General features: G+C 42.4%; 11 protein-coding genes. 5 read left to right on the top strand and 6 right to left on the bottom strand.

Features of this window, described 5'->3' with window-relative positions:
- Positions 1–3: 3 nt before the first annotated feature.
- A complete protein-coding gene (gene rpoS, locus HFU86_RS15240) occupies positions 4–990 on the top strand; it encodes an RNA polymerase sigma factor RpoS (protein WP_108478377.1) in 987 nt (328 codons plus the stop codon).
- Positions 991–1,061: 71 nt separating this feature from the next.
- On the opposite strand, the gene miaE is transcribed toward rpoS, so the two are convergent.
- Positions 1,062–1,826: a tRNA isopentenyl-2-thiomethyl-A-37 hydroxylase MiaE gene (gene miaE, locus HFU86_RS15235; RefSeq protein ID WP_132496787.1), complete on the bottom strand. Its 765-nt coding sequence runs from the start codon at positions 1,824–1,826 to the stop codon at positions 1,062–1,064.
- Position 1,827: 1 nt separating this feature from the next.
- Positions 1,828–4,395, bottom strand: coding sequence for a DNA mismatch repair protein MutS (gene mutS / locus HFU86_RS15230; protein ID WP_187129603.1), 2,568 nt, complete (start codon positions 4,393–4,395; stop codon positions 1,828–1,830).
- A gap of 387 nt (positions 4,396–4,782) precedes the next feature.
- Between mutS and rlmF the strand changes: the two genes are divergently transcribed.
- Positions 4,783–5,748 (top strand): 23S rRNA (adenine(1618)-N(6))-methyltransferase RlmF, encoded by a 966-nt coding sequence (gene rlmF, locus HFU86_RS15225; RefSeq protein ID WP_187129602.1) that lies wholly within the window; start codon positions 4,783–4,785, stop codon positions 5,746–5,748.
- 148 nt (positions 5,749–5,896) lie between these two features.
- On the opposite strand, the gene HFU86_RS15220 is transcribed toward rlmF, so the two are convergent.
- Positions 5,897–6,793 (bottom strand): LysR family transcriptional regulator, encoded by an 897-nt coding sequence (locus tag HFU86_RS15220; RefSeq protein ID WP_187129601.1) that lies wholly within the window; start codon positions 6,791–6,793, stop codon positions 5,897–5,899.
- Between the two features lie 124 nt (positions 6,794–6,917).
- Here HFU86_RS15220 and HFU86_RS15215 point away from each other — a divergent pair, with 124 nt between their 5' ends.
- From HFU86_RS15215 to HFU86_RS15205, 3 genes are all read left to right on the top strand, one after another.
- Entirely contained in the window at positions 6,918–8,564 is a 1,647-nt protein-coding gene (locus HFU86_RS15215) for an alpha-keto acid decarboxylase family protein (protein WP_187129600.1), read from the top strand.
- Between the two features lie 242 nt (positions 8,565–8,806).
- Positions 8,807–9,076: a DUF1471 domain-containing protein gene (locus tag HFU86_RS15210; RefSeq protein ID WP_108478370.1), complete on the top strand. Its 270-nt coding sequence runs from the start codon at positions 8,807–8,809 to the stop codon at positions 9,074–9,076.
- A gap of 202 nt (positions 9,077–9,278) precedes the next feature.
- Positions 9,279–9,824: a DedA family protein gene (locus HFU86_RS15205; RefSeq protein ID WP_036955717.1), complete on the top strand. Its 546-nt coding sequence runs from the start codon at positions 9,279–9,281 to the stop codon at positions 9,822–9,824.
- A 53-nt stretch (positions 9,825–9,877) separates the two neighbouring features.
- Here the strand turns inward: HFU86_RS15205 and HFU86_RS15200 are convergent, their stop codons facing one another.
- From HFU86_RS15200 to HFU86_RS15190, 3 genes are all read right to left on the bottom strand, one after another.
- On the bottom strand, positions 9,878–11,533 hold the full coding sequence (locus tag HFU86_RS15200) for an alpha-keto acid decarboxylase family protein (protein ID WP_187129599.1): 1,656 nt from the start codon (positions 11,531–11,533) through the stop codon (positions 9,878–9,880).
- A gap of 250 nt (positions 11,534–11,783) precedes the next feature.
- Positions 11,784–12,137 carry a RidA family protein gene (locus HFU86_RS15195; RefSeq protein WP_187129598.1) on the bottom strand — a complete coding sequence of 118 codons (354 nt, stop codon included), beginning with the start codon at positions 12,135–12,137 and terminating at the stop codon, positions 11,784–11,786.
- Positions 12,138–12,140: 3 nt separating this feature from the next.
- Positions 12,141–13,382 (bottom strand): D-amino acid dehydrogenase, encoded by a 1,242-nt coding sequence (locus HFU86_RS15190; protein ID WP_187129597.1) that lies wholly within the window; start codon positions 13,380–13,382, stop codon positions 12,141–12,143.
- Between the last annotated feature and the right edge of the window lie 52 nt (positions 13,383–13,434).

Here is a 13,434-nt window from a genome sequence, read left to right as displayed (position 1 = left end):
CTGATGAGCCAAAGTTCGCTGAAAGTTAACGAGTTGTATAATGACCTCGATGAAAATGCGATGGATGAAGCATTTGATGAGAGTCAATTCAAAGAAGAGGATCTAGTTTCAGAACTGGATGAAGACACGGAGTTACTCCAAAGCGCGAGTCAACGTGTTTTGGATGCAACCCAAATTTATCTCAGTGAAATTGGATTCTCTCCACTCCTCACCGCAGAGGAAGAAGTTTTCTATGCCCGCAGAGCCCTTCGGGGGGATGTGGCATCGCGTCAGCGCATGATAGAAAGCAACCTTCGCTTAGTGGTAAAAATATCTCGCCGTTATAACAACCGAGGTCTTGCCTTACTCGATCTGATCGAAGAAGGAAATCTTGGGTTGATTCGTGCAGTTGAAAAGTTTGATCCTGAAAAAGGCTTCCGTTTTTCAACATATGCGACTTGGTGGATCCGTCAAACGATTGAACGTGCCATCATGAATCAAACCCGAACAATCCGTCTACCGATTCATATCGTCAAAGAACTCAATATTTACCTTCGTACAGCCCGTGAACTTGCTCAAAAGCTCGATCACGAGCCAAGTCCTGAAGAGATAGCTGAACAATTAGATAAACCTGTTGAAGATGTTAGCCGAATGCTACGTTTAAATGAGCGCATTACATCGGTTGATACGCCTATCGCAGGGGATTCTGAAAAGTCATTGCTGGAAGTATTATCGGATGATAATGATTCAGGGCCTGAAAACACTATCCAAGATAACAACTTAAAAGAGAATATCGTTAAGTGGTTATATGAACTCAATCCTAAGCAACGTGAAGTCTTAGCGCGTCGTTTTGGTTTGTTGGGATATGAAGCGGAAACTCTGGAAGAGGTTGGGCGCGAAATTGGGCTCACTCGTGAAAGAGTTCGTCAAATTCAGGTTGAAGGTTTAAGACGTCTAAAAGATATTTTACAAGGCGAAGATTTAACGCTGGAAGCGTTATTCAATATGTAATCTGCCGTGTTAAAACACATGAAGCCTCTGTTGTCATTGATAACAGAGGCTTTTCTTTTTAGTCGGTGGAGTTAATCAATCGGTACGCCGCTATGGAATTTAAAATCATCATCTGGCGTTGAAATCAACTGCGATTCAACTTCTCCATAAAAACGTACACGCTCAGTAATATCTGTTTTACTAATCAACTGGGCAAGTTGTAGGTAATCCTGATAATGGCGCGCTTCTGAACGTAGTAATGAGGTATAAAAATTGGCAAGTTGCTCATCCAAGTGTGGCGCTAATTTGGCAAACCGCTCGCAAGAACGCGCTTCAATGTAAGCTCCAATAATAAGCTTATCCACCAAGGTTTTCGGATCATGAGGATCTAAATGGCTGAATAATCCTTTTGCGTAACGCCCTGCGGTGATCCCATCATACACAATATCTCGCTGATGCATAATTTCTAGCACTTGGTAAAAATGGTGCAATTCCTCTTTGATTAACAACACCATTTTATCAATCAAATCTTGGCTATACGGAGACTGTTTTTTCGCTAGGATCTGTTTTGAAATTTGGTTCTTATTCTTCAATGTGTGAACATCACCAATGCGATCATATGCAAAGGCTTCATAGGGTTTGAACCACTCTAATAAAATTGCCGCACTTTCTTTATCTACTGCATATTTGCGAATTAAAAACATGGCACTTTGCGCTGCTTTTAATTCACACAGAAGATGATCCTTCAAAATTGTTGGCAAATTTTCAGGCTGACTGGCTTTATGGATCCACGCATCGGGAGTTTCACACTGCAAAAATTGCTTAATTGGCGCTAATAATTCAGCGTACTCATCCATGCTACTTATCCATTTCCTTTAAACGATATAGCCAATCAAGGGCTTGGCGTGGCGTTAGCTTGTCAGGGTCGATTTCCTCTAAAGCGGCTAATACTGGAGATGGTTCCTCTTCCACAGTCCCTAAGAAGCTCAGCTGAGCACTATCTACATGACTCGCATTGGCATTATTGGAGATAACTTCCAGTTCTTTGAGTTTTTGCTTCGCGCGTTTGATCACTTCTTTTGGAACGCCAGCCAGTGAAGCCACGGCTAAACCATAACTCTTACTTGCCGCGCCATCTTGCACATTATGCATAAAGGCGATGGTATCACCGTGTTCAATCGCATCGAGGTGAATATTGACCGCACCTTCCAGCTTTTCTGGTAAGGTGGTTAATTCAAAATAGTGAGTTGCAAATAAGGTCATCGCTTTGATGCGATTAACTAAGTTTTCAGCACATGCCCACGCTAAAGAAAGCCCATCATAGGTAGATGTACCGCGACCAATTTCATCCATCAACACTAAGCTGTGTTCAGTGGCATTGTGCAGAATATTCGCCGTTTCGGTCATCTCTACCATGAAGGTTGAACGCCCAGATGCGAGGTCATCAGAAGCTCCGACTCGTGTAAAAATACGGTCAATTGGCCCAATGACGGCTTTACTGGCTGGCACAAAACTCCCGATATAAGCCAGTAATGTGATCAGTGCAGTTTGGCGCATATAGGTACTTTTACCTCCCATATTGGGACCAGTAATGATCAGTAATCGGCGTTGCGGAGAAAGGGACAGAGGGTTAGAAATAAAAGGTTCACTAAGTACTTTCTCGACAACCGGATGACGACCTTCAGTAATTTGAATGCCAGGCTTATCTGTTAATTGAGGACAGGCGTAACCAAGGGTGTCTGCACGCTCTGCGAGGGTGGAAAGGACATCCAACTCAGCCAGCGCTTCGGCACTGGTTTGTAACGCGGCTAAATGTGGCAGCAGCATATCAAATAGTTCATCATACAAGGCTTTTTCGATAGCTAGCGCTTTGCCTTTTGATGTCAGGACTTTATCTTCATATTCTTTCAATTCAGGGATAATGTAGCGCTCCGCGTTTTTCAGCGTTTGGCGACGAACATAATGAATTGGCGTAAGGTGGCTTTGTCCACGACTCACTTGAATGTAGTAACCGTGTACCGCGTTATAGCCCACTTTTAGGGTATCGATACCCAATTTTTCACGCTCACGAATTTCTAAACGATCGAGGTAATCTGTTGCACCGTCTGCCAGTGCTCGCCATTCATCGAGTTCGCTGTTGTAACCTGGGGCAATGACACCGCCATCACGAACTAAAACCGGAGGGGCATCAACAATTGCTTTTTCGAGCAAGCTTTGAAGCTCATCGAATTGACCAATACGTTGCGTTAACGCACCGAGGTAGCTGCAATCTGATTGCGCCAGAATTTGGTGAATATCATGATATTGCTGGAATGCGTGGCGCATACGCGTTAAGTCACGAGGACGCGCTGAGCGTAATGCGAGGCGAGCGAGAACACGTTCTAAATCACCAATTTGGCGAAGGAACGGCTGTAACTCAAAGCCGTATTGTTGCAGTGCGCCAATGGCTTGCTGGCGGTTGTTCAGCACAGTGAGGTTACGCAATGGGGTATGAAGCCAGCGTTTTAGCATACGGCTCCCCATTGGGGTCACACACTTGTCTAGAATTGCGGCAAGGGTATTTTCAGTGCCCCCTGCAAGGTTTTGGGTTAGCTCTAAATTTCGGCGAGTTGCCGCATCTAAAATTACATTATCTTGTTGTTTTTCCATGATAATGCTACGAATATGCGGCAGTGCAGTTCGCTGAGTATCTTTCACATATTGCAGCAAACAACCCGCAGCGCGTAAGGCTTTGTGCGCATTTTCAACGCCAAATCCGATTAAGTCTTTGGTACCAAATTGCAGGTTTAATTGCTGTTTTGCAGTGTCTAATTCATATTCCCATAATGGGCGGCGGCGTAAGCCTTTATTAAGTTCAATCAATGACATGCTAGCGAAATCTTCAGGATAAAGTAATTCCGCTGGACGGGTACGCTGAAGCTCGGCTTTTAATGACTCTTCATCATCAATTTCACTGATGATAAAACGACCGGATGCGATATCTAAGGTCGCAAAGCCATACCCTTGAGACTCTTGCCATACGGCTGCCAGTAAGTTGTCTTGGCGTTCATTAAGTAAGGCTTCATCGGTGATGGTACCCGGTGTCACAATGCGCACCACTTGGCGCTCAACAGGACCTTTGCTGGTGGCAGGATCACCAATTTGCTCGCAAATGGCGACAGATTCTCCCATCTGTACCAATCGCGCTAAATAGTTTTCGGCCGCATGGTGAGGAACACCCGCCATCGGGATAGGTTGACCGGCAGATTGACCACGTTTGGTGAGAGAAATATCCAGTAACTGAGAGGCTTTTTTAGCATCATCAAAGAACAGTTCGTAAAAATCCCCCATACGATAAAACAGCAAAATATCGGGATGTTGTGCTTTGAGTTTTAAGTACTGCTGCATCATTGGTGTATGGGATTCGAAACTTTGGTTTTCTGTCATGTTTTTAACTTGTTGAATATTTGATGTATTTATGGGCTTTTGACTTTCGGCGTAAACGCTATTTTATCTTGTTGTTAGGGTGAATTCGCGGAAAGTTGAAAGGGCGTTTGCGACCCTCATAGTAGCCCAGTTAAGGGAAAACTTGTACTGCTAATAACGGGGAATTTACCTCAAAATGTTATTGCGTGGTAAGTTGAGTTACATGAGTTGAAACAGTTACGCCAATTAGGTCGATGCCTGGTCACTGAGCTATACGCTCAGCTCGCCGAGTCACATAGTTTATCTATGCTCCCCGCCTATCTTCGCTTGTCGCCTACCTGCAACTTGAAAGCGCTAGGGTATATGGTATCGTACGCGTCAGAAATACCTTTAAGAGAGCCCGTCACGGTGGAAAAAAAGAAAACCTTCCCGCAGCAGAAAAGCGGCTTACACCCGCGTAACCGTCATCGCTCGCGCTATGATTTCCCAGCACTGATCGCCAGTTGCCCGGCACTGGAGCCGTTCGTCAAACCGAACGCTTGGGGTGACATCTCTGTAGATTTTGCCGATCCTACGGCGGTTAAAATGCTTAACCGTGCGTTGCTGCAACATTTTTATGGCATCGAACATTGGGACATTCCCGCTGGTTATCTGTGTCCACCGATCCCCGGGCGTGCCGATTATTTACACCATCTGGCTGACTTGCTGGCGACCAGCAACGGCGGTGAGATCCCACGCGGTAAAGGCGTGGCTATCCTTGATGTGGGTGTTGGCGCCAACTGTATTTATCCGATCATTGGTCTGCGTGAATACGGCTGGCGTTTTACCGGTTCGGAGGTTGAACCAGCATCACTCAATGCGGCCAAAATGATCGTGCAGATGAATCCGACGCTGAGAAACGGCGTGCGTCTGCGTTTGCAAAAACAACCTGAATTTATTTTGAACGGCATCATCGGCGTGGCGGAGAAATTTGATGCCACAATGTGTAATCCTCCGTTCCATAGCTCTGAACAGGAAGCGCAAGCCAGTACCCGCCGCAAACTGCAAAAGCTGGGTAAAGGCGAGGAGGCCGGCACGCCAGTACAGAACTTTGGTGGAAAAAATAAAGAGCTATGGTGTGAAGGCGGTGAAGAAGCCTTTGTACGTAAAATGGTAGAGGAGAGCATGAGCCTGGCGCAAAACTGCCTGTGGTTCACCTCGTTGATTTCTAAAAGCGCGACCTTGCCTTCGATTTATCACGCGTTGAAGCAAGTGGGTGCGGCCGAAGTTCGCACCATTGAAATGGCGCAAGGGCAAAAAATCAGTCGCTTTGTGGCCTGGACATTCCACGATGCGCAACAGCAGGCCGAATGGGCGGCAGAACGCTGGTGTTAATTTCTCTGGTGTCGGTTATTTAACCGGCACCGATAAAATCTCGCATTTTTCTTTCAATTTCTGCATGTCGCGTTATTCTCAATATGTCTTCCTAAAACAAGTTTGTCTAACTTAAAGGTGTCTATCAGTTATAACCCATTGTAATAGTTCATAATGATGAGTGCATATTCAGCATTTCTAACGCTAACTCATTCCATGCTATTGCTCGGCGGCTTGGATGGGACTCTTTTAATGTTGCCAGTGCTAGCTCATAAGCTAGAATAGGCTCTATGATTGGAATAATGGAAAGCCCCTCAATATGGTTCTTTTTCCACATACTTTCAGGGAGTAAGGTGATACCGACACCTGCGCGCACCATCGCCATCACGAGATCTAAATGCCCACTACGTCCTGCAATATTCGGTTTTTTGCCATAGATCCCACAAGCACTCACAACTAATTCATTAATTCGGAAGCTATCTTGAAAAAAGATAAATGGCTCATTCAGAAGTTCTGCAAATTTAACGTTATTTTGGGTGGCTAATGGATGTTTATCGCTCACTAATAGCATCAATCGGTCGGTAGCAAAGTGGTATAAATTAAATTGTTGATCATCAAATGGTGACATTACCGCTGCCGTTTCTACATCTCCTTTGAGCATGGCATTCATCATATGGTTTGAACTTAATTCGATGATCTGCAACTCAACCTGAGGATATTTCTGACTAAATGCCATGATGATATCGGCAAAATAGGTTGAGGCGATTACAGGTGGTAAACCAACTTTCAAAACTCCAGTGAGTGGACCCGATTTGTCTTTTAGTGCGTTATTAAGAGTGTCGAACTGCGCCAAAATTTGCTGAGCATGATGGAATAAAATCTCACCATCATCGGTCAGTTTCACGCCATCGGTTTCTCGGAGCAGTAAGGTCACTTCAAGTTCTTGCTCTAGTTTTTGAATACTGCGGCTGATTGCTGGCTGGGTGACGCATAATTTATCCGCTGCTCGGCTAAAGTTATTTTGTTGTATCACCTCGACAAAATAGCGTAATCCTCGAATATCCATCGTGACCTCTATTACATTTTGTTATAGCAATGATGATTATAAATAATTTCCGTTAATGCAATATTAGGGCTAGTAATAATACAAAGCTGAATAATCAGCATAAATTATTATTAGGAATTACATCATGAAAACGGTTATCGAATATGTTCTGGAACGCTTGCAAGCGCTGGGTATCAACGAAATTTTTGGGGTTGCGGGGGACTACGCTTTTCCTATTGAAGATGCCGTTTGTGAAAGTGACTCATTGCGTTGGATTGGTAATTGTAATGAGTTAAATGCCGCTTATGCCGCGGATGGTTATGCAAGAATCAAAGGTGTTGCTGCACTTTCGACAACATTTGGTGTAGGTGAACTCAGCGCATTGAATGGTCTTGCGGGGTCTTATGCTGAGCATTTACCTGTCTTTCATTTGGTGGGCATGCCAGCGAGTGGTGTCCAGAAAAACCATCGTCTTGTTCACCACACTTTAGGTAACGGTGATTTTGGTGTGTTTTATCAAATGAGCCAGCATTTAAGCTGCGCCCATGCGATATTGACCCCAGAAAATTGTATTGATGAAACCGAGCGATTAATTGCAGCAGCCCTAAAAGAGCGTCGTCCTGTCTATATGGGATTCCCATCTGATTACGCTGTGATGCCTGTCATTGACAATGGAAAACATAAAAAAATTGAGTCACAGAAAAGTGATGCGCAGTCACTCAATGCAGCAGTGAATGCCATTTTAGATAAACTTAATGCCAGTCAAAAAGCCTGCATTATTCCGGGGATCCTCACTGCGCGTTTAGGGTATTCGGATGATGTGCAGACAATTATTGATAAGACAGGTCTTCCGTATACCACGATGTTTATGGATAAAAGCATTGTGAGTGAATCTAACCCGACGTATATAGGAATCTATAATGGTAAATTAATGAATGCTCAAGTTGGGGAGTTTGTTGAAAGTTGCGACTGTATTTTAGGCATTGGTGCAGTATTAACTGACTTTAACTCCGGTAGTTTTACGGCATCTATCTCTACTGAGCAACGTATTAATATTTTAGCGGATCAGGTGAAAGTAGGTTCTGCGGTTTACCCAAATGTGATGATGAAAGAGGTATTGGATAAACTGCAAACATTAGCACCTTCGTTAAAACATCAAGGTATTGCAGCTCAAGGATTGGGTGAGCCTCGACAAGGCGATAATGGTCAAATTACCGCACAATATCTGTATCCGCGTTTAGAGAAAATGTTCAAGGAACAGGATATTGTGATGGCCGAAACAGGAACTGCATCAATGGGTTTAGGTTTTGCTTTACTGCCTAAAGATGCTCAGTTTCATAACCAAACATTATGGGGGTCAATTGGTTGGGCAACGCCAGCGGCATTTGGCGCAGCAATAGCAGCACCCAATAAGCGTGTGATCTTAGTGACGGGGGAAGGTTCACACCAATTAACAGCGCAAGAAATTAGTCAGTTTGCACGTTTTGGATTAAAGCCGATTGTTTTTGTACTCAATAATGATGGTTATTTAATTGAGCGATTATTATGTAAAGAGCCTGAAGCTTACTATAACGACTTACCGCAGTGGAATTATGCACAATTGCCAGCTGCATTAGGTTGCACTGATTGGTATTGTCAAAAAGTCACCACTTGCGATGAGTTAGATGCTGCCATTAAACAAGCGGAAGTCGCGGATTCAGCAGCCTATATTGAGATAGTCATGGATAGGTATGCCTCTTCTGATCTAGCCAAAAAATTAGGTAAGTCAGTGGCATCGTTATATTCGTTTTAGCATCATACTGGGACATATTTTTAGTACTGATTTAAAACGTCAGAAATCGCATAAATAAAAGCAATTTATGCTAAGTTTCACACGATATTAAATTTGATATTCATCGCTACATTCTTTATTTTAATAGGTAAATATAGTCTTATATTATCAGGAAATTAATATTCTTTTAACGATACTCATAATTTAACTCTCTAAAAGAATGTAATTAAATGAAGGCGTTATTTTAATAAAAGGTGATGTTGATGAATAAATTAAAAATTGCATTGGTTTCTTTGATGTTTTTAAGTCCATTTGCGATGAGTGCAACTGAGATTAATTATGTTCAGTCCATGGAAATGAAATTAGTTGGCAACATTAATATCGTAATGAATGCAGCGACCACAACGGATTATGTGAATGCGGTTTCACAAAAAGCGGATGAAGCGGGCGCAAAATACTTTATTATTACCTCAGTGAACTCTGAAGGTGAAGGTAATGATATTTCAATCAATGCTAGCTTATACAATAAATAGTCTATATTTATATTTTATGCGTCGTGATCCCCTGCACTTAAGTTGTCGTTAAGTGCAGTTTTTTTATGTGCCATTCGTTTTAGCCGTAAGGCTCCCACCTTATTGAATTACCAAGAATACAAACAAAAATTTAATTTTATCTGTGTTAAGATTTTAGCTAAAGATATCCATTATTAGTTGTTCAGGAAGGGATCTCGGTCTTATGTCTGAAGTATTAACTCAGTGGTTAATGGAATATGGCTATTGGGCCGTATTTCTTGGCGCGATGCTCGAAGGGGAAACGGCTGCTTTTCTATCGGGAGTGGCCGCACATAATCAATTACTCTCTTATCCTTTGACGATGTTATTTGCCGCGCTTGGTGGTGTCGTCAGTGACAATGTGCTTTTTTTTGTCGGGCGTTATGCTGGTGCTCGGGTATTGCCTAAATTTCAAAAACATCAGAGTAAGATTGTACGGGTTCAGCAGTTAATACAACGCCATGAAAATTGGATTATTATTGGGATCCGCTTTGCGTATGGAATGAGAACTGTTGGACCGATTATTATTGGTGCCAGCAAGGTAAATCCACTCAGATTTTTTGCATTAAATATCCTTGGCGGCGCCATTTGGGGATGCTTGATTGTTTCTATCGGTTACTTTGTTAGCTCTCTTATCTTTGCGCTCCCATTTCACCCGCATTTCTCTTGGCTAGCTATTATTGTATTGGTGATTGTTGGAGTTTGGTGGATCCGCAGGAGGCGACGCTGAGGATCTCTCCGTTTATGATTGTGAGCCTCCGTAGCCTAGGGGGCTAAGTGTCATTATTTTAGATGTTTTGGTATCTCAGCCTTGATCATTTTTCCCATTGCTCGCAGTAAATCTGAGGCTTCATATCTATCCGTGATGATTTCAATATAAGCCGCAGTATCTATTCTTTCGAGTGTATTGAGAACTCGGTTGAGTTCATCGCAAGTGGTAACTTTCTGGCAATACCAATTTTTGCATCCAAGAGCAGCGGGAAGCTGGGCATAGTTCCAGGGGTGGACATCGTTGTAATAGGTCTCGGGTTCATGGCAGAAAAGGCGCTCAATTAAATAACCATCATTATTGAGAACAAAAATCAGTGGTTTCAGCCCCCAGCGGGCAAATAAACTAATTTCTTGCGCTGTCAATTGATGGGAACCTTCGCCGGTAGCCAAGATCACTCGCCGGTGAGGTGCGGCAAGTGCTGCTCCTAGTGCCGCAGGGGTTGCCCAACCAATCGACGCCCATAGGGATTGAGTTTGAAAAGAAACTTCTTTAGGAAGAAGTGCAAAGCCTAGCCCCATGGAAAATGTCCCAGTATCCGCTATCACGATGTCATTTTGCTTAATGAATTTTTCAAATCGCGGGTATAAGTAATGACTAGTTATTTTTCCGTTATCATTGCTGGTTGGTTCGCCTAAGCCGTGAACTTTTATTGAGTTACTCGGAATAAATGTCAGGATATCTTTTAGCTCAGAAAGTAGCTCATAGATATAGACATCAGAATAGACCGTTGAATCTATAACCACATAATTATCCATTATATGGATCATATTATTGGTGTGAAGATCTGCGGTGAAAAACCCTGTATTCACATCACTCATTACTGCGCCAATATTTATAATACAATCGCAGCTATCAATAAACTCAGCAATGGTAGGATTCATTAAATGCCCACTGTACATGCCTATATATTGTGAGTGGGTTTCATTTAAAACGCCTTTATCCATAAACATGGTGGCATAAGGTAATTGAGTGACTTTAATAAATGCTTCTGCTTCTTTGACTAAATCAAACCGTGATATGAGTGAACCCAGTAAGGCGCATGGAGATTCGCTGTGGCTGAGTTTATTGACTATCAAACTGATGACTTTTTTTAAGTTATCAGGACGACTACTTGGCAGTGTGAGCGGTTTGATGTTCTGTACAACGATGCGTTTTACGGCGAGATCAGCCGGAATGCCAATATAAACTGGGCGTCTTTGCGCAAAAGCTTGAGTCATTAAACGGGTCATTTCACTGACACAGTTTTCTGGTGTCAAAATCGCGTGAGCACACGAAAAGGATTGAGCGACTTTGTAAAATACCTCGAAATCACCATCGCCTAAAGTGTGGTGCATAATAGCCTGATTTTCTTGGATATGGCTGGCAGGCATACCGACTAAATGAAAAATAGGTAATCTTTCTGCATAAGCCCCTGCAATGCCATTTAATGCACTGAGCTCTCCAACTGCGAAAGTAGTGGCAAGCGCTGCGGCGCCTTTTAAACGGGCATAGCCATCTGCGGCATAGGCGGCATTTAATTCATTACAGTTTCCTATCCAACGTAAATTTGGGGAGGCGCAGACGGCATCATTAATAGGAAAGGCATAATCACCTGCAACACCAAAAATATCATTAATGCCGAGAGACTGTAATCTGGATAAAACATGCTCAATGACGGTTTGGATCATGTAATTTCTCCACGTTGGTATAAAACTAACCGATAATCATTGGTTTTATTTTTATTTTTCAAACAATTATTTCAATATATATATAGATAATAGTAGATGGAATAACCAAGAGGAGAGCATTTTTTTTATTAGAAGTGATAATAAAAAGAGTTATTAAGAGGGGAATTGGACAAAAATGATGACAAAATGCATAAAAAAGGCATTCAAGAGAATAAATTTAGTCTTTTGAATGCCATAGAATAAATTAAAACTAGCGTTGTGCTGCGGTCACCATGACTTCAACGAGTACTTGATCTCGAGCCATATTCGCTTCAACAGCGGCACGAGCAGGGCTAAATTCAGCGGGCATCCAATTTTCCCAAACGGTATTAAAGTCAGAAAAATCACGCTTCATGTCTTTTACCCACACTTGAGCTGATAAAATACGGGTTTTATCGCTATTGCTAGCGGCTAATAGTGCGTCAATTTTGTTTAATACATCTTGGGTTTGAGCGGTAATATCTCCGGTTAAATCCGTAGGCACTTGTCCAGATAAGTAAACTAATCCAGCATATTCAACGCTGTCTGCTAAGCGTGGTTTTGGGTTATTACGTTTAATGGACATTAATTACCTCGTTAATCCTTCTAATGAAATAGGGGAGCGTTGCTGGGTAATGAGCTGAGTTAATATCTCTGCGCTACCCGCTGCTAATGTAAAACCTAAACTGCCGTGACCCACATTGAGCCATAAGTTGCTGTGTGTAGTTTTACCTAACATTGGGGGTCCCTTTGGTGTTGACGGACGTAAACCGCACCATGTTTCAGCTTTATCAATTTTAGGTAAATCCGGGAATGTTTTTTTAATAATATTTTTTAATGCAGAAATTCTGTTTTCTCGTAATCCAAATTTGTCATAACCAATATCGACCATAGCAGCGATGCGTAATTGATCATTTAGTTTGGCGTAGACAATTTTATTGCCATAGTCGGTCACGCTAAGTTTAGGAACGATATGTGCCATTTGTGGATATTCCACACTAAGGCTGTAACCTTTTAAACCGAGAATTGGTACATCAATGCCAAGGGGTTTTAATAACTCACGGCTACCATTACCTGCGCAAATCACCACATCGTCTGCTTGAATTGAGCCTTGATTTGTTTCTACACCCGTAATGGTATTGCCAAGTTTAATAAAGGATTTGACGGAGTGCTCAAGGCATAATGTAAATTGCGGCTGTGTTGATAAATAAGCCAGAATATTTTTGCAGAATAAATAACAATCAGCGGTTTCATCATCGGGAGCGTAAATCGCACCTACTAACTGTGATTGAATATTTTTTAATGCAGGCTCTAACTCAACGATTTCATCGGCATTCAAAACCTTTTGAAATTCCTTATCCACGGTTTCACTGGCTTTTTTAAAGCTAGATTGTTCGCGATGGATAATTAATTTTCCTGATTTTTCCCAAGCAAAATCGGAAATATCACCATTCGTACGCCACGTATTCATGACATTTTGACTGAGTAGCGATAATCGTAATAAATGAGCGCCATTAATTTTATTGGTGGTGCGGTTACAGGCTAAGGTGAATTGCGCCATCCAAGAAAGCTGCTGTAATGTAAAATCGATTCTTAAATTTAATGGGGAATCATTTTTACCCATCCAGCGTAAGCCTTGTAATGGAACGCCTGCATCCGCAAGTGGCGAAACATAGCGATAACTTAATTGTCCACCATTGGCAAAGCTAGTTTCCATGCCAACGTCAGAATCAGATTCAATTAATGTGACGGTTTGACCCGCTTTAATTAAAGCATATGCGGTACTTAATCCAATCACTCCAGCACCGATCACTACCACATGTTTAGTCATAATATTCCGCAACCAATAATAACTTAGGAGTTATCATTTAACGGCGAATAGT

The organism is Providencia sp. JUb39 (assembly GCF_012272845.1).
GTDB classification, from domain to species: domain Bacteria; phylum Pseudomonadota; class Gammaproteobacteria; order Enterobacterales; family Enterobacteriaceae; genus Providencia; species Providencia lanzhouensis.
The sequence above is the reverse complement of the archived record's forward strand: the minus strand, read 5'-3'. Positions and strand labels throughout refer to the sequence as shown.